The sequence below is a fragment of the Brevundimonas vesicularis genome, from assembly GCF_014204545.1.
Taxonomy (GTDB): Bacteria; Pseudomonadota; Alphaproteobacteria; order Caulobacterales; family Caulobacteraceae; genus Brevundimonas; species Brevundimonas vesicularis_B.
Map to the genome: position 1 here is coordinate 636,129 of NZ_JACHLJ010000002.1, position 22,921 is coordinate 659,049.

General features: G+C 67.4%; 27 protein-coding genes. 17 read left to right on the forward strand and 10 right to left on the reverse strand.

Going from position 1 to position 22,921, the window contains the following annotated elements:
- From rlmH to HNP47_RS11295, 5 genes are all read right to left on the reverse strand, one after another.
- Complete coding sequence (gene rlmH / locus HNP47_RS11275; RefSeq protein ID WP_066554030.1) at positions 1-465, reverse strand: 23S rRNA (pseudouridine(1915)-N(3))-methyltransferase RlmH; 465 nt, start codon at positions 463-465, stop codon at positions 1-3.
- Positions 466-469: 4 nt separating this feature from the next.
- Complete coding sequence (rsfS, locus tag HNP47_RS11280; protein WP_082064315.1) at positions 470-904, reverse strand: ribosome silencing factor; 435 nt, start codon at positions 902-904, stop codon at positions 470-472.
- 144 nt (positions 905-1,048) lie between these two features.
- Positions 1,049-1,714, reverse strand: coding sequence for a nicotinate-nucleotide adenylyltransferase (locus HNP47_RS11285; protein ID WP_184279626.1), 666 nt, complete (start codon positions 1,712-1,714; stop codon positions 1,049-1,051).
- Positions 1,715-1,793: 79 nt separating this feature from the next.
- Complete coding sequence (locus HNP47_RS11290) at positions 1,794-2,684, reverse strand: alpha/beta fold hydrolase (protein ID WP_221415113.1); 891 nt, start codon at positions 2,682-2,684, stop codon at positions 1,794-1,796.
- A gap of 2 nt (positions 2,685-2,686) precedes the next feature.
- Positions 2,687-3,175: a Fur family transcriptional regulator gene (locus HNP47_RS11295; RefSeq protein ID WP_184279628.1), complete on the reverse strand. Its 489-nt coding sequence runs from the start codon at positions 3,173-3,175 to the stop codon at positions 2,687-2,689.
- Positions 3,176-3,292: 117 nt separating this feature from the next.
- Here HNP47_RS11295 and HNP47_RS11300 point away from each other — a divergent pair, with 117 nt between their 5' ends.
- Positions 3,293-4,075 (forward strand): SapC family protein, encoded by a 783-nt coding sequence (locus HNP47_RS11300; protein WP_184279629.1) that lies wholly within the window; start codon positions 3,293-3,295, stop codon positions 4,073-4,075.
- A 61-nt stretch (positions 4,076-4,136) separates the two neighbouring features.
- Here HNP47_RS11300 and HNP47_RS11305 read toward each other — a convergent pair whose 3' ends face one another.
- The 3 genes from HNP47_RS11305 to HNP47_RS11315 all read right to left on the reverse strand — a co-directional run bounded on the left by HNP47_RS11305 (position 4,137) and on the right by HNP47_RS11315 (position 6,722).
- Complete coding sequence (locus tag HNP47_RS11305) at positions 4,137-4,544, reverse strand: hypothetical protein (protein ID WP_055808883.1); 408 nt, start codon at positions 4,542-4,544, stop codon at positions 4,137-4,139.
- A 15-nt stretch (positions 4,545-4,559) separates the two neighbouring features.
- Positions 4,560-5,591 carry an NADP-dependent oxidoreductase gene (locus HNP47_RS11310; protein ID WP_184279630.1) on the reverse strand — a complete coding sequence of 344 codons (1,032 nt, stop codon included), beginning with the start codon at positions 5,589-5,591 and terminating at the stop codon, positions 4,560-4,562.
- Between the two features lie 336 nt (positions 5,592-5,927).
- Positions 5,928-6,722 (reverse strand): response regulator, encoded by a 795-nt coding sequence (locus HNP47_RS11315; protein WP_026108480.1) that lies wholly within the window; start codon positions 6,720-6,722, stop codon positions 5,928-5,930.
- A 202-nt stretch (positions 6,723-6,924) separates the two neighbouring features.
- Here HNP47_RS11315 and HNP47_RS11320 point away from each other — a divergent pair, with 202 nt between their 5' ends.
- The 6 genes from HNP47_RS11320 (at position 6,925) to obgE (ending at position 12,367) form a co-directional block, all read left to right on the forward strand.
- On the forward strand, positions 6,925-7,125 hold the full coding sequence (locus tag HNP47_RS11320; RefSeq protein WP_184279750.1) for a NepR family anti-sigma factor: 201 nt from the start codon (positions 6,925-6,927) through the stop codon (positions 7,123-7,125).
- Positions 7,122-7,733 carry a sigma-70 family RNA polymerase sigma factor gene (locus tag HNP47_RS11325; RefSeq protein ID WP_184279631.1) on the forward strand — a complete coding sequence of 204 codons (612 nt, stop codon included), beginning with the start codon at positions 7,122-7,124 and terminating at the stop codon, positions 7,731-7,733. Before HNP47_RS11320 ends, HNP47_RS11325 begins: the two co-directional genes overlap by 4 nt.
- A 102-nt stretch (positions 7,734-7,835) precedes the next feature.
- Positions 7,836-9,530, forward strand: a complete 1,695-nt coding sequence (locus HNP47_RS11330) for a sensor histidine kinase (protein WP_184279632.1) — start codon at positions 7,836-7,838, stop codon at positions 9,528-9,530.
- A gap of 50 nt (positions 9,531-9,580) precedes the next feature.
- Positions 9,581-9,718 carry an entericidin A/B family lipoprotein gene (locus HNP47_RS11335; RefSeq protein WP_184279633.1) on the forward strand — a complete coding sequence of 46 codons (138 nt, stop codon included), beginning with the start codon at positions 9,581-9,583 and terminating at the stop codon, positions 9,716-9,718.
- Positions 9,719-9,813: 95 nt separating this feature from the next.
- Positions 9,814-11,268 (forward strand): NAD-dependent succinate-semialdehyde dehydrogenase, encoded by a 1,455-nt coding sequence (locus tag HNP47_RS11340; RefSeq protein WP_184279634.1) that lies wholly within the window; start codon positions 9,814-9,816, stop codon positions 11,266-11,268.
- Between the two features lie 52 nt (positions 11,269-11,320).
- Complete coding sequence (gene obgE, locus HNP47_RS11345) at positions 11,321-12,367, forward strand: GTPase ObgE (protein WP_184279635.1); 1,047 nt, start codon at positions 11,321-11,323, stop codon at positions 12,365-12,367.
- On the opposite strand, the gene HNP47_RS11350 is transcribed toward obgE, so the two are convergent.
- Positions 12,368-13,501, reverse strand: a complete 1,134-nt coding sequence (locus HNP47_RS11350; protein ID WP_184279636.1) for an AI-2E family transporter — start codon at positions 13,499-13,501, stop codon at positions 12,368-12,370.
- Between the two features lie 98 nt (positions 13,502-13,599).
- On the opposite strand from HNP47_RS11350, the gene HNP47_RS11355 reads away from it, so the two are divergent.
- The 10 genes from HNP47_RS11355 to HNP47_RS11400 are packed head-to-tail and all read left to right on the forward strand — an operon-like array spanning position 13,600 to position 22,412.
- Positions 13,600-15,150 carry a helicase HerA-like domain-containing protein gene (locus tag HNP47_RS11355; RefSeq protein ID WP_184279637.1) on the forward strand — a complete coding sequence of 517 codons (1,551 nt, stop codon included), beginning with the start codon at positions 13,600-13,602 and terminating at the stop codon, positions 15,148-15,150.
- A gap of 49 nt (positions 15,151-15,199) precedes the next feature.
- The gene (locus HNP47_RS11360; protein WP_184279638.1) at positions 15,200-15,757 is read left to right on the forward strand and encodes a NifU family protein; all 558 of its coding nucleotides are present in this window, start codon (positions 15,200-15,202) and stop codon (positions 15,755-15,757) included.
- 46 nt (positions 15,758-15,803) lie between these two features.
- Positions 15,804-16,484 (forward strand): tRNA (adenosine(37)-N6)-threonylcarbamoyltransferase complex dimerization subunit type 1 TsaB, encoded by a 681-nt coding sequence (gene tsaB / locus HNP47_RS11365; protein WP_184279639.1) that lies wholly within the window; start codon positions 15,804-15,806, stop codon positions 16,482-16,484.
- Positions 16,481-16,924: a ribosomal protein S18-alanine N-acetyltransferase gene (rimI, locus tag HNP47_RS11370; RefSeq protein WP_184279640.1), complete on the forward strand. Its 444-nt coding sequence runs from the start codon at positions 16,481-16,483 to the stop codon at positions 16,922-16,924. The genes tsaB and rimI overlap by 4 nt, the downstream gene beginning before the upstream one ends.
- Before the next feature lie 27 nt (positions 16,925-16,951).
- The gene (locus HNP47_RS11375; protein ID WP_184279641.1) at positions 16,952-17,437 is read left to right on the forward strand and encodes a Fur family transcriptional regulator; all 486 of its coding nucleotides are present in this window, start codon (positions 16,952-16,954) and stop codon (positions 17,435-17,437) included.
- Positions 17,438-17,480: 43 nt separating this feature from the next.
- On the forward strand, positions 17,481-18,917 hold the full coding sequence (miaB, locus tag HNP47_RS11380) for a tRNA (N6-isopentenyl adenosine(37)-C2)-methylthiotransferase MiaB (protein ID WP_260394800.1): 1,437 nt from the start codon (positions 17,481-17,483) through the stop codon (positions 18,915-18,917).
- A complete protein-coding gene (locus HNP47_RS11385; protein WP_055754567.1) occupies positions 18,917-19,903 on the forward strand; it encodes a PhoH family protein in 987 nt (328 codons plus the stop codon). Before miaB ends, HNP47_RS11385 begins: the two co-directional genes overlap by 1 nt.
- On the forward strand, positions 19,900-20,346 hold the full coding sequence (gene ybeY / locus HNP47_RS11390; protein WP_184279643.1) for an rRNA maturation RNase YbeY: 447 nt from the start codon (positions 19,900-19,902) through the stop codon (positions 20,344-20,346). Before HNP47_RS11385 ends, ybeY begins: the two co-directional genes overlap by 4 nt.
- Positions 20,347-20,350: 4 nt before the next feature.
- The gene (lnt, locus tag HNP47_RS11395; protein WP_184279644.1) at positions 20,351-21,988 is read left to right on the forward strand and encodes an apolipoprotein N-acyltransferase; all 1,638 of its coding nucleotides are present in this window, start codon (positions 20,351-20,353) and stop codon (positions 21,986-21,988) included.
- A 16-nt stretch (positions 21,989-22,004) separates the two neighbouring features.
- Complete coding sequence (locus HNP47_RS11400) at positions 22,005-22,412, forward strand: helix-turn-helix transcriptional regulator (RefSeq protein WP_184279645.1); 408 nt, start codon at positions 22,005-22,007, stop codon at positions 22,410-22,412.
- 3 nt (positions 22,413-22,415) lie between these two features.
- On the opposite strand, the gene greA is transcribed toward HNP47_RS11400, so the two are convergent.
- Entirely contained in the window at positions 22,416-22,895 is a 480-nt protein-coding gene (gene greA, locus HNP47_RS11405) for a transcription elongation factor GreA (RefSeq protein WP_184279646.1), read from the reverse strand.
- Between the last annotated feature and the right edge of the window lie 26 nt (positions 22,896-22,921).

Consider the following 22,921-nt stretch of genomic DNA (forward strand, 5'->3'; position numbering starts at 1 on the left):
TCAGTCGCGATGATAGGGCGATCCGGCCAGGATGGTCACGGCCCGATACAGCTGTTCGGCCAGCATGGCGCGCGCCAGGGCGTGGGGCCAGGTCTGTGGACCGAAGGCCAGGGTCGAAGACGCGGCTTCGCGCACGCTGGCGTCCAGTCCGTCCGCTCCGCCAATGGCGAAGACCAGGCGACGCTCGCCCTGATCCCTCAGTTTGGCGATGTGGTCCGCGAAGGCGCGTGAGGAATAGGTCTTGCCGCGCTCATCGCAGGCGATCAGGTGCGCGCCCTCTGCGGCAGCCAGGATCAGCTCAGCCTCCGGCGCCTTGCCGGGTCTGCGGGCTTCCAGATCGATCAGTTCGAGGGGACCGAGGCCAAGCGCGCGTCCCGACAGGGTGGCGCGCTTGGCGTAGTCGTCGGCGAGCGTCGCTTCAGGCCCCCGGCCCGGTCGGCCGATGGCGACGATGCTCAGCTTCATGGTGTCAGTCGCGGACCATGCGGTGAGCGGAATCGACCGCCCAGATCTTTTCGATGTTGTAGAAGGTGCGCACTTCCGGACGGAACAGGTGCACGATCACATCGCCGGCGTCGATCAGAACCCAGTCGCAGTGCGGCAGGCCCTCGACCTTGGCCTTGCCCAGCCCCTGTTCCTTGAGCGTGCGCAGCAGGTGGTCGGCGATGGCGCCGACGTGACGGTGCGAACGACCGGACGCCACGATCATGGTGTCGGCCATGGCGCTTTTGCCCTTCAGGTCGATCAGGACCATGTCCTGGGCCTTGTCCTCGTCGAGGCGGCTCAGCAGGGCTTCTTCCAGGGGCGTGGAGCCGACGGGGCGGGGAGCGGAATCGTCGAAGCCGCGCGGGGAGGCGTCGGATTCAAAGCCGTCTTCGGAATGGAGAGGTTCGATAGGGTCCATCTCGTGCGCCGTATTCGAGACGGCGGCGTCTTGCGTATCATACGCGGGCGAGGGGGTCAGCGGAGGGCTCCGGGAGCGTTGACTAAAGAAGCCCTCTAGCACGGATGGGCCGCAACGTGAACCGCCGCCCGAATCATCCGGCGATCACGAGGTCGCGCGCACGCCCGTGCCGGTCCTGATCGCCGTGGACGACAGGGGGTTGAGCGGCGCCGTCAGATAGGTCCAGGCGGGCGCCTGAAGCGTCGGCAGAAGCCCCGCCTGCTGGGCCGGAATGCGGAAACCGGCGAAGCGGGCGGCGGCCGGCGCCGTGCGGCTGTCCAGCAGCGAACCCGGCCGGGCGATGACCGCCACCGGCATCAGCCGCATGATGTCGGTCCAGCCTCGCCAGCGATGGAAGCTGGCCAGATTGTCCGACCCCATCAGCCAGACGAAATGCACGCCGGGATGCCGCGCGACCAGCAGACGCAGGGTGTCGACGGTCCAGGCGACGCCGGCCCGGCTTTCAAAATCTGAGACGATCATCGACGGACCGCGCGCATGCTGGCGCGCCGAGGCCATGCGGTCCTCCAGCGGCGCACTGTGACGGGCGTCCTTCAACGGGTTCTGCGGCGAGACCAGCCAGACGACCCGGTCGAGATCCAGACGCCGCATGGCGGTCTCGGCGACATGGGCGTGACCGTCGTGGGCGGGATTGAAGGAGCCGCCGAACAGACCGACCTTCATGCCTGGAGCGAGGATCAAACCGTCGCGCAGCGCCCCGGAACGGGGGCCGGCGCCTTTGGGCGCGGGACCGGCGTGGAAGAAGGACAAGCGGCGTCTCGGGCGGCGGGCGTTATGCTCAGCGGCGCCCTTATAGCGCGCGCCAATGTTCCGCCTACAGAAATCGTTCTCAGACCGCCGCGTCGAACAGGGCGTCACGCGCCACGTCGGCATGGGTCATGGGGAACAGGTGCCCGCCGCCGGACACGACCTCGACCGAGACATTGGGCAGGCCACGGGGCTGGACCGGCACATGGGTCAGGGCGCCGTGTTCGGCCTTCAGGATGCGAACCGGTCCGGGATAGCGTTTCATGGCCCGCCACGGATCGTGCGCCTGGGCCGCGTAGTTGGCCGCCTCCCACGCCGGCGCGGCGGTCAGGCTGAACCCGCCGTCGCCTTGGTTCAGGCCTTCGGACAGATAGTCGGCCAAGACCATGTCGGGCCAACCCTTGAAGGCGCCGCGCCCGCGATAGGCGGCCATGGCCTGTTCGCGGCTGTCGAACTGGCTGCGACGGCGCAGGGTGGCCTTGGCGATGGGGATCGCCTTCATCAGCTTGTGGGCGAAGGGCAGATTGAAGGCGAAGACCGCCGAGCGTTTCCAGATCACCGGATCGAACAGCACCAGACTGGACACCCGATCCGGCCGAACGGCAGCCGCCAGAAGCGAGGCCGTGCCGCCCATCGAATGGCCGGCCATGACCACCGGCGGGCCGTCGATGGCCTCCAGCAGCGCCAGCAGGTCGTCACGATGGTCCAGCCAGCTGGTCTTGGGCCGGGCGAAGGTCGGCAGCGCAGACCGGCCATGGCCGCGCAGGTCCGGCGCCCAGATCCGCAAGGACGCCGACAACGGCGACAACAGGCTGCGATAGGTGGCGGCGTTGAAGCCGTTGGCGTGAGAGAAGATCAGATCGACCGGCCGGTTCGGATCGCCGAAATCCAGCACGGCCATCTCGCCGGCGCCCCAGCGATTGTCGATCGGCACGGACAGGCGACGCGGTGGGGACATCAACGCCGCATCCATGGTCATGCGACGTCGCGACAGGCGGCGCAGCGACCGTGCGCCTCGATCGTCGTGCGGACGATGGCGTAACCGGCGGCCGAGGCGGCGGCGTTCATGGCGCTCTGGTCCGGCCCGCTGACCTCACGCGTCGCGCCGCAGCAGTCGCAGATCAGGAAGGCCGCCGCGTGAGCGGCTTCGCCATCGTCGGTGCAGGCGACATAGGCGCTGATGGACGCGATACGGTGGACCATGCCCAGCCGTTCCAGAAACTCCAACGCGCGATAGACGGTCGGCGGCTTGGCGGCCTGGCCGTCCTCGCCGAAGCGGGCGATCAGATCGTAGGCCTTCACCGGCTCGCCGCTTTCCAGCAGCAGGGCCAGGACGCGCCGGCGCTGGGCGGTCATCCGCTCGCCCTGCTGGATCGCGCGCGCCTCGGCCGCCGCCAGGGCGCGGTCCAGCGCCCCGCCGTTCAGGCCGGAGTGGTCATGGTCGTGATCGCAGGCGGAACCCATACGCCACAGCTAATGGCTGGCGACCCCCACTGCAACCGACGCATCGCGGGTTTGCCGGTTGCGCGGCGTTGGGCTAGAAGGCGCGCCTCCGATCTTTAACCAGAGCGTCCTCGCTTCATGACCGACACGAACAATTCGCCGCTTGAAGGCAACGTCCTCTTCTACACCAACCCCGAACCGCTGGATCAGAGCGTCCACGGCGGCCTGGGCGTGAACCCGAGCGACAAGCCCTACGCCTTCGTGGCCCAGACCAATATCGTGCCGCTGACGGTCACTGAATTCTCGGCCGCCGCCCTGTCCTATCCGATCATCTTCACCGGCGATAACCGCCAGCCGGTGGCCGTGATGGGCCTGAGCTCGAACGAGAACCTGTTCGTCGCGCCCGACGGCGAGTTCCGCGCCGACGCCTATGTGCCGGCCTATGTGCGCCGCTATCCGTTCGTCTTCGCCGACGACAAGCAGAACCAGCGCCTAATCCTGTGCATCGACCGCGGCGCCTCGATCGTCACCGAAGGCGGCCAGAACCCGCTGTTCGTCGACGGTCAGCCCAGCGACTACACGAACATGGCGATGGAGTTCTGCAACAACTTCGAACAGGAGCGTCAGCGCACCGAGGGCTTCGTCGCCCTGGTCAAGGATCTGGACCTGCTGGACATCCGCGAAGCCCACTTCACGCCGCGCAATCCCGACGGCACGCCGGGTCAGCCGCAGAAGCTGGCCGAATACTATGCGGTCTCGGAAGACAAGCTGCGCGCCCTGCCCGCCGAGAAGCTGGTCGAGCTGCGCGACAACGGCGCCCTGGGCCAGATCTACGCCCACCTGGTGTCGCTGGTCGGTTGGGATCGCCTGATCGCCATGGCCGTGATGCGTCAGGCCCAGGCCCCGACCTCGGTCAACTAAGACCCGGTCTGTCGAAGATCGATCAACGCCCCGCCGGTTCGCCGGCGGGGCGTTTGTCGTTTCAGCGGCGCGAGAACAGCGCCCGGGTCAGGCAGGAAAAGACCAGACGCCCGGCCTCGTCCAGAAGGTCATGCGAGGCGATGACGATGCCCTTGTCGTCTCCGACCGGATCCTTGCCCATCACCGTCATGCGACCCCGCAGCAATTCGCCCGCCGGGGGATTGCGCATGTAACGCAGCCCATCGACGGCCAGGACCTTCGTCTGGGCCCAGCCGCCGGACTTGTCGGCCGCCAGTCGGCTCCACAGCACATAGACCATGGCGTCCGGCGCGCCGTAGGCCACGTCCCAGCCCGGCGAGAACCGCTCGATAAAGACGTCCAGCGCCCCCTGATCGACCGCACAGGCGCCCAGCGGCACGACCTGCCCCACCTCCAGGTCTTCGAAATGGATGTGCAGCGGATCGCTCATGCGCAGACCTTGGGTTCAGGCGGGTTCTTCGGAAACGCGAACCAGCAGCTTGCCGTCGTGATCGCCGGTGAACAAGCGATTCAACGATCCCACCGCGCCTTCCAGCCCGTCGTCGACGTGAACCTTCCACTTCACCCGGCCGTCCGCCAGCCACGGGCCCATCTCCGCCACCATCTCGCGAGCGCGCGGGGCGTAGTCCAGGACGAGGAAGCCCTGGACGTGCAGGCGATGGGTGATGATACGCGCGAAGTTCGGCGAAGGCGGCGCCTTGGTCGCATTGTAGGAGGACACCAGGCCGCAGACCGCCATCCGGCCGTGGACCTTCAGACGGTTGAACACCGCGATCATGATGTCGCCGCCGACGTTCTCGAAGTTCAGATCGACGCCGTCGGGGGCCAGACGGTCCAGCGCCTCGCCGACATCCTCGTTCTTGTAATCAATGGCCGCGTCGAAGCCGAGTTCGTCGGTCAGCCAGGCGCACTTCTGCGGGCCGCCCGCGATGCCGATGACGCGGCAGCCGCGCTGTTTAGCGATCTGCCCCGCGATGGAGCCGACCGCCCCGGCCGCCGCCGAGATGACGATGGTTTCGCCTTCCTTGGCCTTCAACACGTCGGTGACGCCGAAATAGGCGGTCAGGCCGGTCATACCGAGTACGGACATATTGGCCGTCAACGGCAGGCCGGGCGCACGATGGACCGGGCGAAGACCGCCTTCCGCCACGACCGCATAGTCGGCCCAGCCGCCCGAGGTCGGCATGACGACATCGCCGGCCTTGAAGCGGCTGGATCGCGAGGCTTCGACGACGCCCAGCGTCAGGCCGCGCATGACCTCGCCCAGGCCGACCGGCGGCAAATAACCCTCGGAATCGTTCATCCAGGTGCGATTGGTCGGGTCCAGCGACAGATAGACGGTGCGAACCAGCACCTCGTTCTCCTTCAGATCAGGGATGGCCGTCTCGACCAGTTCCAGATCGCCGGGCTGGATCAGGCCCTTGGGCCGCTGGCGCAGCACCCATTGACGGTTCGTCTTGCCGCTTGTCGAAGCCATTGGCGTCTCTCCGTGCGTTTTCTTTGGCCACCATCTTGGCCGCGACGGGGGCCTCGGTCGAGGTGTGCGCCAAGAAAAAAGCGACCCTTGCGGATCGCTTTGAAGTGGCATCATCGAGAATGAGGCGCGGAGGCGGCATGATCAGCTTTCGCAGATCAAGTCGGGGGGCGTCGCCGCCTCCACAGACCGATAACGGCGGCGCCTGAAGCCGGTTCCCGACCTCCATCGCTTTTTTGCGCCTTCGTACTTTGGCCCATCGAAGTCGGCGTGAAACAGAGAAAAGGCCTCGATCCCGAAGGACCGAGGCCGATCTTGAGGTCGGCGACAGACCGCGGTTTAAGCGGCTTCCTTCTGGCGCGACGGGTGGAAGAACAGCGCCTGGCTGATCGCCGCCTTCACCGTTTCCGGCTGGAAGGGCTTGGTGATCAGGAAGGTCGGCTCGGGACGCTCGCCGGTCAGCAGGCGCTCCGGGAAGGCGGTGATGAAGATCACCGGCACGTCCATGGTCTTCAGGATGTCCTTGACCGCATCAATGCCCGACGAGCCGTCGGCCAGCTGGATGTCGGCCAGAACCAGGCCCGGCTTGTGGCGGGCGACGGCGTCGATCGCCTCGTCGTGCGTCGTGGCGGTGCCGGTGACGCGGTGACCCAGTTCCGTGACCAGGCTCTGGATGTCGGCCGAGATGATGGCCTCGTCCTCGATGACCAGAACGTCGGTGGCCAGTTCGGCGTCGATGTCGGCCTGGGCGTCGGCGATCAGACGCTCCACGTCGCGCGGGTCGGCGGACAGGATTTGCGCGGCTTCCGAAGGGGTGAAGCCTTCAAGGGCCGTCAGCAGGAAAGCCTGACGCGAGCGCGGCGCAATGCGCAGCAGACGCTGCGAGGCGTCGCTGCCCGTGGTTTCCAGCGTGCCGGTTTCCAGTTGCGCGCCGGTCGAGGACCAGATGGCGTGGAAGACATGATAAAGGGCGACCCGCGGCGTCATATCGGCCGACAGCTGCTGTTCCCCAGCGGCCAGGGCTTCCAGAGCGACACGGACATAGTTGTCGCCCGTGGATTGATCGCCGGTCAGGGCGCGTGCGTAACGGCGCACATATGGAAGGTGCGGCGCGAGTCTGGCCAGAAGGCTCATTCAGATAGTCCCCGACAAATCACAGCCCGGCCGGCAAGGCGGGGCGCTACAGCAGCCTTAAACGTCACATTCGCATCACGGTTCCGCCGTGTTCAACAAGCTTTAGCATAAAAAGCTGTTCATGCAGGAACCTGGTCGGCCTGATGACGTTTGAGACCGACATCTCTTTAGCGATGACAGTTGGGTGGGCTTGGCTCTGTCTATGATTGATTCTCCGGACTCCTCTCGTCCCAAAGGCGACCAGAAGGGGGAGGCAGGGCTTGAAGAAGCGCGCCTTCGCCAACAGGCCATCGGCGTCAAGCTGCGGCATATGTTCGACGAGGTCGTCAACGAACCCGTGCCCGATGAGTTTCTCGATATTTTGAAACGCGCCGACGCCAAGGCTTCGGACAGCGCCGCATGAGCACCTCACGCCTGGGCGCCGCCCCCAAACCCGCGTCGGCCGACGACGAGGGCTTCAAGCGCGAACTGGTCCTGCTGATCCCGCATCTGCGCGCCTTCGCCCGCACCCTGACCGGCGACCCCACCGCCGCAGACGACCTGGCGCAGGACGCCATGATGAAGGCCTGGGACGCGCGCGCCAGCTATCAGATGGGCACCAACATGAAGGCCTGGACCTTCATGATCCTGCGCAACCAGTTCTATTCGGAAAAGCGCCGGTCGTGGCGTCAGTCACAGCTGGATCAGGAAGCGGCCGAACGCACCTTGGTCGCAGTCGACGATCCCGAGGCGCCGGTTGCCCTGGACGAGCTGCGTCAGGCCCTGAAGACCCTGCCGGAAGAACAGCGCGAGGCCTTGATCCTGGTCGGCGCCGGCGGCTTCGCCTATGAAGAAGCGGCCGAAATCTGCGGCTGCGCCGTCGGCACTGTTAAAAGCCGGGTCAGCCGCGCGCGGCGTGCGCTGCAAGCCACCCTGGAACGGGGCGGTTACGGCCGTGACGGTAAAGCGGCCGGCGACGCCATGCGCACGATCCTGGGCGAGGCCGACAGGCTGGCCGGCGCCCGGAGCTAAGCGGCGGTGAACGAGACGAGCAGGGAGGCCTCCAGGTCGCGGCTCGGTCGCACGTGGAAATCGGATCGCTTTCAGGGCATCCGGTTTCGCCTGGGTGCGGCCATGGCCATGGCCCTGCTGCCGATCTTCGTTCTCAGCCTGATCCAGACCCAGGCGGACTTCCAAAGACAGGCCGACGACCGGCAGGTGGACCTTCAACTGGCGGCCGAACGCAGCGCCTCCAGCGCCAAGGCCCAGCTGGATAGCGCACAGGTGTTGCTACGCGCGCTCAGTCCCGACGCCGTCGGCCCATATTGCGCACCGCGCCTGACGGCGCTGGTGGGTCGTTTGGAAGGCTACGAGGGTCTTTATCGCATCAGCCCAACGGGCGAGGCGGTCTGCGCGTCCGGCCGGGCGGACGGCATGAGGTCCCGCGTGGCTCCCGCCGCGCAGGCGACGTGGTTCCAGCGGCTGCGCAACGGCGAAGAATTGGTCGTCATGCGCGCCCCTGACGGCGCCGGCTATGAAGGCGCGCTGATCGTCGCGACCCGCGCGGAACGACCAATGGGCCGGTTCGACGGCGCCATGGTCGCGGTGATCCCATTCTCCGCCCTGCAGCCCGACGTGACCGACCCCGCCCTGCCCTCGGGCGCGCAAGCGGCATTGACCGACGGCGCAGGCCGCATTCTGACGGCCAGTGATCCCGACGTGTTCAAACTGTCGGCCGGCGACGATATCGCGGGCTGGGTCGGCCGAGCGCGCGATCAGGGGTCTGCGGTGTTCGAAGCCAAGGATGCGCAGAATCAGCGCCGCGACTATGCGGGCGCGGCCCTGGCCGGCGGCGATCTCTACGCCCTCCTGTCAGCCCCGGCGCCGGGGTGGCTGTCATGGGCGCGGCTGAATCCGATCGGCACCCTGTTGCTGCCGCTGGGCGCGTGGCTGACGGCGTTCGCGGCGGTGATGCTGCTGTCGGAACGCATCTTCATCCGCTGGCTGGATTATCTGGAGCGGGTCGCGGCCATCTACGCCAAAGGCCGATTCTCGGTGCGTCCGCTGCAGGCGATGAACGCCCCGTCGGAAATCCGCACCATGGCCCGCACCCTGGATGAGATGGCCGAGGCCATCACCCTGCGCGACCGCGAGCTGACAGACGCCTTGATGGAAAAGGACGCGCTGATGCGCGAAATCCATCACCGGGTGAAGAACAACCTTCAAATCATCTCGTCCCTACTGTCGATGCAGCAACGCGCCCTGACCGATGCGCCAGCCAAGGCGGCTCTGGGCGATACGCGCCAGCGCATCTCGGCCTTGGCCCTGATCTACCGCACCCTTTATCAGAGCAACGACATTCGCCACGCCGATGCGCGCGAGTTCCTGAACGAACTGGTGGGGCAATTGGTCGCCAGCGAAACCGGGCGCGGACCGGTGGTCATCAGCTCGGTGGACGCCGATTCCCTGCATGTCGATCCGGACAAACTGGCACCCCTGGCGCTGTGGCTGGTCGAGGCAGTGACGAACGCCCAGAAACACGCCTTCGCCGGAAGCGGCGGCGAGCTGAGGGTGCGCTTCCGCGTCCAAGGCGAGAAATCGATTCTGGAAGTCGAGGACAATGGCCCAGGCGCCCAGGCCGGCACCGAGGTCGGAGTGGGCCGCACCCTGATGGGCGCCTTCGCCAAACAGCTGCGCGGCGAGACCGAGTTCGACACTCCTGCCGGCGGCGGCACCATCGCCCGCATGATCTTCGCCACCCCCGAAGCGCTCGCGCCCGTCGATCCCGCGGACAAGACGCCCGGAACCGCAGCGCTGGCGTCGCGTTGATGAGGCGAGACCGGCGGAGTTTCACCCCGGCCAACCCTGGAGCTTCCCCTATGCGCAAGATTTTCGTCCTGGTCGCCGCCGCCGCCGCCCTGACCACCGCCGCCTGCAACACTGTTGAAGGCGTGGGCCGTGACACCCAAGCCGCCGGCTCGGCCGTGACCGGCGCCGCCCAAGACGCCAAGAACTAATATCGACGACCGCAGCCTCGGCTGCATCGTTGGACTTGCAAGGCCCCGCATCGTCGGGGCCTTGTTCGTTTCAGCACCGCGACAGGAGCCATCCCGTGAACCACACCGCCCGCGACGCCGGCCTCAAACTCTTGCGCCAGCACGCCCTTATCGCCGGCAAGGCCGTTCCGGCCAACGGCGGCGGCATCGCCGTCGATGATCCGGCGACGGGCGATGTGATCGGCCATGTGCCCGATCTGGGAGCCGCCGAAACCGAACAGGCCATCGCGGCGGCGAGCGAGACGTTCAAGACCTGGTCCAGATCCGATCCGCACGCGCGTGCGGCCTTCCTGCGCAAATGGGCCGCGCTGATCGACGACAATCTTGATGGTCTGGGCGCCCTGATGGCGCTGGAGAACGGCAAGCCGTTCGAGGAGGCCAAGGGCGAGGTCGCCTACGCCAACGGCTTTCTGAAATGGTTCGCGGGCCAGGCCGAACGGTTGATCGGCGAGACCCAGGACAGTCCGCTGGGCCATCTGATCCTGACCTATCGCGAGGCGGTCGGGCCATGCGCGCTGATCACGCCCTGGAACTTCCCCGCCGCCATGCTGACGCGAAAGCTGGGTCCGGCGTTCGCGGCAGGCTGCACCGCCGTGGTCAAGCCGGCCAGCCAGACGCCCTTCACCGCCATCGCCCTGGCCGAACTGGCCTATGAAGCCGGCCTGCCGAAGGGCGCCCTGTCGATCGTCACCGGGGACGCCGCCACGATCGGCAAGGCGCTGACCGACAGCCCGGACATTCGCAAACTGTCCTTCACCGGTTCGACCGGCGTGGGCCGCAAGCTGGCCGAGCAATGCGCCGGAACGCTGAAACGGGTGTCGATGGAGCTGGGCGGCGCGGCGCCGCTGATCGTCTTCGCCGACGCCGACCTCGATCTGGCCGTGGCGGAGACCATCAAGGGCAAGTTCAGGAACTCAGGCCAGACGTGCGTCTGTCCGAACCGCATCTATGTCGAGCGGTCGGTCGCCGAGACCTATGCCGAGAAACTGGCCGCCGAGGTGGCCAAGATCGTGGTCGGCCCCGCCTTCGACGACGGCGTGAAGGTCGGGCCGCTGATCGAGGACAAGGCCATCGACAAGGTCGAAAAACACGTCGCGGCGGTCAAGGCCGACGGCGGTCGGGTCCTGACCGGCGGATCGCGCCATGATCTGGGCGGCCGCTTCTTCCAGCCGACCGTGACCCTGGGCGGCGACGACGCCCTGTTCCGCGAGGAAGAGACGTTCGGCCCCATGATCCCTGTCTTCGCCTTCGACACCGAGGAAGAGGCGCTGGAGAAGGCCAACGCCAGCGACTACGGCCTGGCCTCCTATCTGTTCACGCGCGATCTGGACCGCGCCATGCGGTTCAGCCGGCGGATCGAGGCGGGGATGTGCGGCGTCAATACGGGCCTGATCTCCACCGCCGTCGCGCCGTTCGGCGGGGTCAAGCAGTCGGGCTATGGCCGCGAAGGCTCGATCCACGGCATCGATGAATATGTGGACGTCAAGACGGTGACGCTGGCGCTGAAATAGCGCCGGGTCGCCGGGCCTGTAATTTGCCGCGCTTCTGCGGCATAAGCCCGCGATGAAGTTCCTCGACCAGGCCAAGATTTATATCCGCTCCGGCAACGGCGGCGCGGGCTCCGTGTCGTTTCGACGCGAGAAATTCATCCCGAACGGCGGCCCGGATGGCGGCGACGGAGGCAAGGGCGGGGATGTCTGGATCGAGGCGGTCGACGGGCTGAACACCCTGATCGACTATCGCTATCAGCAGCATTTCAAGGCCCAGACCGGCCACCATGGCCAGGGTCGCCAGATGCATGGCGGCAAGGGCGAAGACGTGCATCTGAAGGTGCCCGTAGGCACCCAGGTGCTGGACGAGGACAAGGAAACGGTCCTGCTGGACATGGACACGCCCGGCAAGATGGAGCTGTTGCTGAAGGGCGGCAACGGCGGCTGGGGCAATGTGCGCTTCAAGGGGCCGACCAATCAGGCGCCGACCTACGCCAACCCCGGCCAGGACGGTCAGGAACGCTGGATCTGGTTGCGGTTGAAGCTGATCGCCGACATCGGCCTGGCGGGCCTTCCGAACGCGGGCAAATCTACCTTCTTGTCGGCCGCAAGCGCCGCCAAGCCCAAGATCGCCGACTATCCGTTCACCACCCTGGCTCCGAACCTGGGAATGGTGGACCTGTCGCCATCCGAGCGGTTCGTCATCGCCGACATTCCCGGCCTGATCGAGGGCGCCAGCGAGGGCGCGGGCCTCGGCACGCGCTTCCTGGGCCACGTCGAACGCTCGGCCAGCCTGATCCACCTGATCGACGGCACCCAGGACGACGTGGTCGAGGCCTACCGCATCATTCGGGGCGAGCTGGAAGCCTATGGCGAGGGTCTGGCGGACAAGGCCGAGATCCTGGCCCTGAACAAGATCGACGCCCTGACGCCCGAAGCGCGCGAAGAGAAGGCCGCCGAGCTGGAGGCCGTCGCCGGTCGGCGTCCCATGTTGGTGTCCGGCGTGTCGGGTGAGGGCGTGCCCGCCCTGCTTCGCGCCGCCTGGGCCGAGGTGAAAAAGACGCGCGGCGCCCTGGCCGGCGACAGCAACGCGGACCAGATCAGCGGCTGGCAGCCCTGATCAGGCCTCCGCTGCGGGTTCCGGTTTGGGCTTGCGGCGGGCTGCTTTCGGCTTGTCGGTCGTCTTGCCCTCGTTCGCATAGGGCTCGCCGTCGCCCGATAGCAGGATGGCCATCCAGCGCGAGCCTTTGAACTCGGCCAGGATCGCCATGGCCATGACCGCCAGCGGCGTGGACAGGAACATGCCGACCACGCCCCACAGCTTGCCCCAGAAGGCCAGGGCCAGCAGCACCACGACCGGGTCGATGTTCTGGTTGTCGCCCTGCATGCGCGGCTGGATGAAGTTGCCGACGACGAACAGGATGACCTGCAAACCGACCAGCAGGATGGCGGCGGGCCAATAGCTTTCGAACTGGACCAGGGCGAACAGCGGCGGGGCCAGACCGGCAACCGCCCCGCCCAGCACCGGGATGAAACCGACGATGAAGATGACGAAGGTCCAGAACTCGGCGTTCTGAAGCCCGACCGCCCGCATCAGGATCCAGGCGACGACGCAGATCATCGCGCCGGTCACCGACTGCACCCAGATATAGCCCTCGACCCCGCCGCGCACGCGCTGGAACACCGCGACCGCCTCGTCGCGCTGGGCCTCGGACGGGAACATGGCGACGATCTTGCGCCGGAAGCCGACCTGCGAGGCCAGCAGAAAGCCCAGATAGATCAGGACGAAAAAGGCGCCCGAGGCGATGCCCTGTACCTGGAAAGCCATGGAGGTCAGCCAGCCGGGCACATCGACGCCGTTGATCAGGTCCTGCGCCGTCGGCGGATTGGCCAGACGCACCAGCCCATAGGCGTCGCGAATGATCTGATCGATGCGAGGGCCAATGTTCTGGGACACGCCGGACGCCTCGCCGAAGAAGCCCGCCGCCCCGTTCACGATGATGGCGATGGAGGCGAAGAAGGCCAGAACCACCAGCGTCAGGGCCGCGATCCCGGCCATGCGGCTGTTCAACGGCGTGCGCGCCTCGACCGACCGCTTTACCCCATCGATCATGATCAGGAGAAAGATGGCCATCGCCAGCGGCGTCAGGATGTCCCGCAGCCAGTAGATCGCCGCCCCGGCCGCCACCGTGGCGATGACGCCGAGGGCATTGCGAGCGGCGACCGAGGACGGCGTGGCGACGGGGTTTTTCATGACCGTGTTGTCGAACCGCCTGCCGTCGCCGTCAATCGCTGTTCCGAGCGCGCGGGGAACGCGCTAGACCTTTGCCGGAGACGCCATCGGAGACCCCTATGCCCGACGCCCTGCCCGGCCTGTTCCTCGGCCAGTCCGACGCCGCCCAGCCGGAAAACCTGCTCTTCAACCGCGCCAACCGTCACGGCGTCGTCGCCGGCGCGACCGGCACGGGCAAGACGGTCACGCTGCAGATCATGGCCCAGGGCTTTTCCGACGCCGGGGTGCCGGTCTTCTGCGCCGATGTGAAGGGCGACCTGTCGGGCATCTCCCAGGTCGGTGCGCCGAACGAGAAGCTGATCGCCCGCGCAGCCGAGATGGGCCTGACCCTGACGCCGCGCGCCGCCCCCACCGTCTTCTGGGACCTGTATGGGCAGAAGGGACATCCGATCCGCACGACCGTGTCCGAGATCGGCCCGGTGCTGATGGCGCGGATGCTGAACCTGAATGACGTGCAGGAGGGCGTGCTGACCGTGGTCTTCCATGTGGCGGACAAGGAAGGCCTGCTGCTGCTGGATCTCGACGATCTGCGCAGCCTCTTGGTCTATGTCGGCGAGAACGCAGAGCGGATCGGGCGCGAGGTCGGCAATGTCGCCCCTGCCTCCATCGCCTCGATCCAGCGCGCCCTGTTGCAGGTCGAGCAACAGGGCGGGGCCGCCTTCTTCGGCGAGCCGGCGCTGAAGCTGGAAGACATGATCCGCGTCGGCCTGGACGGCCGGGGCCAGGTCAACGTGCTGGATTCGACCCGGCTGATGAACAGTCCGCGCCTGTATGCGGCCTTCCTGCTGTGGCTGCTGTCGGAGCTGTTCGAACAGCTTCCAGAGGTGGGCGATCCGGAAAAGCCGCGCCTGGTCTTCTTCTTCGACGAGGCGCACCTGCTGTTCAACGACGCCCCACGCGCCCTGCTGGAAAAGGTCGAACAGGTCGTGCGGTTGATCCGATCCAAGGGGGTCGGGGTCTATTTCGTGACGCAGAACCCGGCCGATATTCCCGACAGCGTCCTGGCCCAACTGGGCAACCGCATTCAGCACGCGCTTCGCGCTTATACGCCGTCGGAACAGAAGGGGCTGAAGGCCGCGTCCCAGAGTTTCCGCGCCAACGCCGCCTTCGACACGGCCGAGGCCATTCAGGGTCTGGGCGTGGGCGAGGCCCTGGTTTCCGTGCTGGACGAAAAGGGTGCGCCGACCATCGTGGCCCGCACCAAGATCCGCCCGCCGGCCTCGCGCCTCGGTCCCGCGACCGATACCGAGCGCGCCGCCGTCATGGCCGCCAGTCCGGTGCGGGGCCTTTACGAACAGGTGCTGAACCGCGAGTCCGCCGCCGAAATCCTGGCCAATCGTCATAGCGCCGCCGATCAGGCTGAAATCCAGGCCGAGGCCGACAAGGCCGCCGCCATCCAGGCCAAGGCCGATCAGAAGGCCGCCGAAGCGCGGGCGAAGGCTCAGGCTCAGGCCGAGGCGCGGGCGTCGCGCGAGGCCGCGAAGCCTGCGCGTCGGTCCACCCGCGAAACGCCGGTCGAGGCCCTGACCAAGTCGGTCCTGCGCACGGCCGGATCGACCCTGACTCGCGAACTGATGCGCGGTCTGCTGGGCGGGTTGAAGCGGCGCTAGGTTCCGCTCGGGTCTTGCAACGGGGCGGGGGCGAGCGCATCTCCCGCCCATGTTCATCCAGACCGAACCCACGCCCAATCCGAACGTGCTGAAGTTCCTGCCCGGCCGCGACGTGTCGCCGACCGCCGCGCTGGAATACCGCACCATCGACGAGGCGACGGCCTCTCCGCTGGCTGAGGCCTTGTTCGAGCTGGAAGGCGTCGACGGCGTCTTCTTCGGCGCGGACTATGTTTCGGTCACCCGCCAGCCGCAGGGGCCGGAATGGTCGGAGATGAAGGCTCCGATCCTGGGCGTCGTCATGGATCACTTCGTCTCGGGTCAGGCGCTGACGCGCGGCGGCGGCGAAACCGACGGCCATGCCGAGGACGACAGCGAGATCGTCGCCGAGATCAAGGCCCTGCTGGACAGCCGTATTCGCCCCGCCGTTGCCCAGGACGGGGGCGACATCCTGTTCGATTCCTTCGACGAGGCGACCGGCGTGCTGAACCTGCGGATGCGCGGCGCCTGCGCCGGCTGCCCGTCGTCGTCGGCGACCTTGAAGGCCGGGGTCGAGCAGATGATGCGCCATTATGTGCCCGAGGTGACGCGGGTCGAGCAGACCCTCTGATCCGGACGCGGTGGCGGTTCTGCAACGCGCCGCCTAGAAGACGCCCATGAGACTTCTGGTGATCGATACGGCGCTCGGCGCCTGCACGGCGGCGGTGTTCGAGGACGATCGCGCGCTCGCCGTACGCTTCGAGCCGATGACCAAGGGGCACCAGGAACGGATCGGCGGGCTGGTGCGCGATGTCATGGCCGAGGCGGGCGGCGGTTTCGACAGCCTGGACCGGATCGGCGTCACGGTCGGACCGGGTTCGTTCACCGGTTTGCGCGTCGGCCTGGCCTTTGCCCAGGGTCTGGGCGCGGCGCTGGATCGACCGGTCGTCGGTCTTTCGGCGCTGGACGCCCTCGCCGCCTCGGTCACCAATCAAGAGAGTCCCATCGCAGCCCTGGTCGATGCGCGGCGCGGTCAGGTCTATGCGCGGCTCTTCGCCGACGGTGGGCCGCTTGGTCCCGATGAAGCGTTGTCGGTGGAAGAGGCCGCGCGGCGGATCGCCGACATCGGACCGAGCGTCGCCCTGGTCGGCAATGGCGCGGCGGTCGTGACCCAGGCCTTTCCCGACCTGCCTTTCGCCCATCTGGACGACCGGGTCGCACCGTCGCCGGAGGCGCTGGCGCGCCTGGCCGCCGTCGCCGATCCGGCGACCCAGCCGCCCCGTCCACTCTATCTGCGCGCGCCCGACGCCACGCCGCCCAGCCGCCTGCCGGGCCAGCCGCGCCAGCCCGCGCCATGACGGCGGCGGACCCCGCCTCACTCGCCGCCCTGCACGCTCAGGCCTTTGCCGCGCCGTGGGGCGCCGACACCTTCGCCGATCTGCTGTTGCAGCCGGGCGTGCTGGCGGTCAGCGAGTCCGACGGCTTCATCCTGATCCGGACCGTGGTCGACGAAGCGGAAATCCTGACCCTGGCCGTGGTGCCATCCGCGCGCCGCCACGGACTGGGGCGACGTCTGGTCGAGGCGGCGGCCGTCGCTGCGGTCCAGGCCGGCGCGACGCGGCTGTTCCTGGAGGTCGCCGACGACAATATCGCCGCGCGCGGCCTGTATGAGCGAACCGGGTTCAATCCGATGGGTCGCCGCAAAGCCTATTATGCGAGCGCCGACGGATCGCGGACCGATGCGGTGGTGATGAGCCGCGACCTCTGTGCGCCTGACGCCAACCTGACGCTTCCCTGATGCGATACAAGCCCCTATTCTAAGCGCATGGACCGGATCGAAAAACTCTGCGCCGAGCGCGGCATGCGTATGACCGAACAGCGCCGGGTGATCGCCCGGGTGCTGTCCAACGCCGCGGACCACCCGGATGTGGAAGAGCTGTATCGCCGCGCCTCGGCGATCGATCCGCACATCTCCATCGCCACCGTCTATCGCACCGTGCGCCTGTTCGAAGAGGCGGGCGTGGTCGAGAAGCACGACTTCGGCGACGGCCGCAGCCGCTATGAAGAGGCCGGCGACGATCACCACGACCACCTGATCGACACCAAGTCGGGCGAGGTGATCGAATTCTTCGATGCCGAGATCGAGCGGCTGAAGAACGAGATCGCGGAACGGCTGGGCTTCCAGCTGATCGGCCACAAGCTGGAGCTCTACGGCGTTGCGATCGAGGGCGCCGAGCCGTCCAAGCGCGAAGGTCTGATCTTCACCCGGCACGCGGCGCGCGTCGATCCCGCCGATTTGGATGCGGGCTGACGCTCGGCTTGTCGCGACGCTTGCGGGCGATCATAAGCCCACGATGACCGAGACCCTGGTTCCTCAAGTCGAGACGGCGCCTGAAAAGCGTCTGTTCATCAAGACCTACGGCTGTCAGATGAACGTCTATGACTCCGAGCGCATGGCCGATGTGCTGCGCCCGCTGGGCTATGGCGTCACCGACGACGTCAAGGCCGCCGACTTCGTCATCCTGAACACCTGCCACATCCGCGAAAAGGCGGCCGAGAAGATCTATTCCGAGCTCGGCAAGCTGCGCGAGATGCGCGACATCCGGCGCGAAACCGGCGGGGATCTGACCATCGCCGTCGCCGGCTGCGTCGCCCAAGCCGAGGGCGAAGAAATCATGCGGCGTCAGCCGGCCGTCGATATCGTCGTCGGCCCTCAGGCCTATCACCAGCTGCCCGAACTGCTGACCCGCACGGCGCGGGCGCGAGGCGAGCGGATCGGCGCCGACTTCGCTCCCGACGACAAGTTCGACGTCCTGCCCGCGGCCCGCTTCACCGAGGGGCCGACCGCCTTCCTGACGGTGCAGGAGGGTTGCGACAAGTTCTGCACCTTCTGTGTCGTGCCCTACACGCGCGGCGCCGAATGGTCGCGGCCGATGGCGGCGGTGCTGGAAGAGGCGCGTCAGCTGGCGGATCGGGGCGTGCGCGAGGTCACCCTGCTGGGCCAGAACGTCAACGCCTATGACGGCGAGCGGCCGGACGGGCGAAAGGCGAGCCTGGCCGAACTGGCCTATGCCCTGGCCGAGATCCCCGGACTGGACCGCATCCGCTATACGACCAGCCATCCCAACGACATGGCCGATGAGTTGATCGCCGCGCATGGCGATCTGGACGCCTTGATGCCCTATCTGCACCTTCCGGTTCAGGCGGGGTCGGATCGGATTCTCCGGGCGATGAACCGCAAGCACGGGCGTCAGAAATATTTCGACCTGATCGACCGCATCCGCGCTGCACGACCGGACATCGCCATCGCCGGCGATTTCATCGTCGGCTTCCCCGGTGAGACGGATCGGGAGTTCGAGGACACGCTCGATCTGGTGCGGCGTGTGAACTACGCCGGGGCCTTCGCCTTCGCCTATTCGCCGCGACCGGGCACGCCGGCGGCGGGCATGGGCAAACAGGTCGAGCCGGAAATCGTCAAGGACCGACTGCATCGCCTGATCGCCCTGCTGACGGAACAGCAGACCGCCTTCAACGCCGCGCAGGCCGGCCGGACGCTGAACGTGCTGTTCGACAAGCCGGGACGGCACGGCCACCGTCGTCAAGCGATCGGTCGATCCCCATATCTCCAATCGGTCCACGTCGATGACGCGGATCATCTGATCGGGCAGATCGTTCCGGTCGAGATCATCGCCGGCCAACAGAACAGTCTGTCAGGCCGGCTCATAGCAGACGGGCTCAAGCAGCCGGGTCCCGCGGGCTCGGCGATAGCCCAAAAAGAAAAGGCCGCTTGATGGCGCGTGAGTCTGAATTCGTCCCCTTGAACGATGCCGAACTGCGGGCGGTCATCGGGCCGAACAGTCGCCACGTCGCCCTGATCGAGGACGCCTTCAAGGTGCTGGTCGAGGCCCCGGGCGGCGGGGTCTCCGTCAACGGCGGTGCGCGCGACCGCACGGACGCCCGCCAGGTGATCGAAGATCTGGCCAAGCGCGCGGCCCTGGGCGCCGAAGTCACCGAGGCCGATGTGCGCGCGGCCCTAGGCCAGGCGCGCGGCGGTCGCGGCACGCCGGGCATGGCGGCGGCGGGCGTGTCGTTGCCGGGCGGCAAGCGCGGCGCCATCGTGCCCAAGACCAAGGCGCAGGCCGCCTATCTGGACATGCTGGGCCGGTGCGAACTGAGCTTCGGCGTTGGTCCGGCGGGCACCGGCAAGACCTTTTTGGCGGCGGCCTACGGCGCATCGCTGCTGCGGCGGGGGCAGGTGGACCGGCTGGTCATCACCCGCCCGGCGGTCGAGGCGGGCGAGAAGCTGGGCTTCCTGCCCGGCGACCTGAACGAAAAGGTCGATCCCTATTTGGCGCCGATCTGGGAAGCGCTGAACGACATTCTGGGCGCCGAGGACGTGCAGCGTCGCCGCGACAAGGGCGAGATCGAAGCCGCCCCGATCGCCTTCATGCGCGGCCGCACGCTCAGCCACGCCTTCGTCATCGTCGATGAGGCCCAGAACACCAGCCGCCTGCAGATGAAGATGGTGCTGACGCGCCTGGGCGAGGGCGCGCGGATGGTGGTGACGGGCGACCCGTCGCAGATCGACCTGCTGAACCCGCGCGATTCCGGCCTGGCCCACGCCCTGCGGATCCTGGACGGGGTTCAGGGCGTCGGCATCCTGAAGTTCGAGGCGTCCGACGTGGTGCGTCACGCCATGGTGGAGCGGATCGTGCGCGCCTATGACGCCGACGCCGCGCGCGGACGCCCCGCCCCGGACCTTGAAGACCCCGCATGATCGAGATTGAAGTCGAGGCCGAGGCCTGGACCGGCGCCCTTCCGGACGCTGAGGCCGTCGTCGAACGCGCGGCGCAGGCCGCACTGGGCGCCGTGGCGGGCGACATCGTCGTCCTGCTGACCGACGACGCCGCCGTGCGCGACTTGAACGGCCGGTTTCGCGACAAGGACAAGCCGACCAATGTCCTGTCCTTCCCGGCGCCGGAGAACGCCTTTCCGCATCTGGGCGACATTGTCCTGGCCTACGGCGTCTGCGCGACCGAGGCCGAGGCGCAGGGCAAGACCTTGGCCGATCATCTGAGCCATCTGGTCGTCCACGGCGTGCTGCACCTTTTGGGTCGCGACCACGAAGACGACGCCGAGGCCGAGGAGATGGAGGCCGAGGAACGCGAAATCCTGGCCCAGATCGGCGTCGCCGACCCCTATCTTGCCGAGCAGGACTGACCCGATGTTCCCCGACGCCCTGCTGGACCGATTCGCGGCCCCGATCCGCGCCCTGCCCGACAGGAAGCGCGCCCTGACATGGCGGCTGATCCGCAACGTTCTGGCGCTGCTGGCCGGCGCCGGGACGGCCTTCGCTCATCCGCCGTTCGGAGTGTTGATCGGTCTTCTGGGTTATCCGCTGCTGATGATCCTGTCGGAGCGGTCCGACACGGCGCGCGGCGCCTTCTGGATGGGGTGGCTGGCGGGGTTCGCCTATTTCTTCGTCGGCTGCTGGTGGGTGGCCGAAGCGTTTTTCGTCAATCCTGAACAGGCGTGGATGGCGCCGTTTGCGGCCAGCCTGCTGCCGGCGGGCCTGGGGCTGTTCTGGGGGACGGCCTGCGCCCTCTATCGTCGGTTCGCGCCGCTCGGCGCCGTGCGGGTGCTGTTGTTCGCCGCCCTGTTCTGCGCCGCTGAATGGCTACGCGGCCATGTGCTGACGGGCTTTCCGTGGAACCCGGCAGGCGCGACCTGGCGCGCGGGCGGCGGCATGTCCCAGTTCGCTTCGGTCGTCGGCGTCTATGGGCTGAGCCTGGTCACGGTCGCGGCCACGGCGGCCTTCGCGCCCCTGATCGGGCCGGGCGACAAGCACAGCCGCCTGATCTCCGCAGGCCTGGGCGTCTTGGCCCTGATCGCCGTCGGCGGCTTCGGCGCCCTCAGGCTGGCGCAGTCGGATCTTCAGTTCACCGACACAGTCGTCCGTCTGGTTCAGGCCGATGTGAAGCAGGAGACCAAATGGTCGCCTGAGGCCTATCGCTCCATCGTCGATCGCTATGTCGCCCTGACGGGTCAGGCGGCGGCGCGGACGCCCAATGTCGTGGTCTGGCCCGAAGGCGCCCTGCCCGCCTCGGCCAACGACGTCTTCGCCTCGGCCGACGCCCAGGCTATCGCGGGGGCCCTGCGTCCGGGACAGACCCTGCTGATGGGCCTGGCGCGCGGCGAGCCGGACCTGACCGCGCCCGAGGGCGCGCGCTATTACAACAGCCTGTTCGCCCTGGCTGACGAGGGCGGGGCGGGACTGAGAGTCTCCGCCGTCTATGACAAGCACCGGCTGGTGCCGTTCGGCGAATACCTGCCTCTGGGGTCGATCATGACCTCCATCGGCCTGCGCAGCCTGGTGCATATGCCCAGCGACTTTTCCGCCGGGCCGACGCCAGCGCCGATCTCTGTTCCGGGCGCCCCGCCGGCGCAGGTGCTGATCTGCTATGAGAGCCTGTATCCCGGCTTCACGCCCGGCGCGACCGGACGGCCCGAGTGGATCGTCAATGCATCCAACGACGCCTGGTTCGGCGCGACCTCGGGTCCGCGCCAGCATCTGAACCTGGCCAGCTATCGCGCGATCGAGACCGGCCTGCCCATCGCGCGGGCCACCCCGACGGGGATTTCGGCCATGATCGATCCGTGGGGCCGGATCGTTGAGGGTCAACGGCTGGAGCCGCGCTTCATGGGAGTGATCGACGCGCCCCTGCCCCGTCCGACGGGCGTCACGCCCTATGGTCGATTTGGCGATTTCCTGTTCTTTTTCTCAGTGCTAACAGCGTTCATCCTGTCCTTGTGGCCGTCGATCCGGCGATCTAGGGTCCAGGGAAATCAAGTAGCGATCTAGGTGAAGGGTGACGGTGATGGCGCGTGAAAAGGACGAGGATCCGCATCCCGTCGATCGCCATGTCGGCCGTCGCGTTCAGGAAAAGCGTCTCGACCTGGGCCTGACCCAGACCGCCTTGGCCAAGGCCGTCGGCGTAAGCTTCCAGCAGGTGCAGAAGTACGAAAAGGGCACGAACCGCGTCTCGGCCTCGAAACTGTTCGAGATGGCCGAGTTCATGAAGGTCGGCATTCCCTTCTTCTTCGACGGCTACAGCAGCGCGGCGGGCGGCCTCGCCGAAGAGGCGCCCGCCTTCGACCACGACCATCGCCCGACCAAGACCAGCGTCGAGATCACCCGCCTGGCGCCGCGCCTGCCGGCGCGCAAGCAGAAGCTGATCCTGGACATGATGCGGGATATGCTGGGCGACGAAGACGCCCAGGACTGACGTCTAGCCGACCGCGACGATCTCGGCCGACTGACCGGCCACCGTCAGCTCGTCGCCGACCCTTTTGCCCATGACGGCGCGGGCAAGTGGCGAGACATGGCTGACCGAGCCTGCGGCCGGATCGGCCTCGTCTTCGCCGACGATGCGCCAGGTCTGGGCGCGCCCGTCCTCGCGCTCGATGGACACGGAACCTCCAAACCGCACGGCCCCATCGTCCTCGGTCGGCTCGATCAGTTGCGCGGAGGCACGGCGAGCGGCCCAGTAACGCAGATCCCGCGTCGCGCGCGCCATCGCCGTGCGGTCGCTTTCGATCGAGCCCTGGACCTGTGCGGCGGTATAGGCGGCGCGGGCCGAGGCCAGCTCGGCCTCGATCGCGGCCAGACCCTCGGGCGTGACCAGATTGGGATGGGGCGAGATCGGGCGGTCCGCCAGGTCGGCGGCGGTGGCTTCCAGATCTTCTTCGCGGGTGAAGGCAACGCTCATGACACAGAACATAGCGATGACGACGC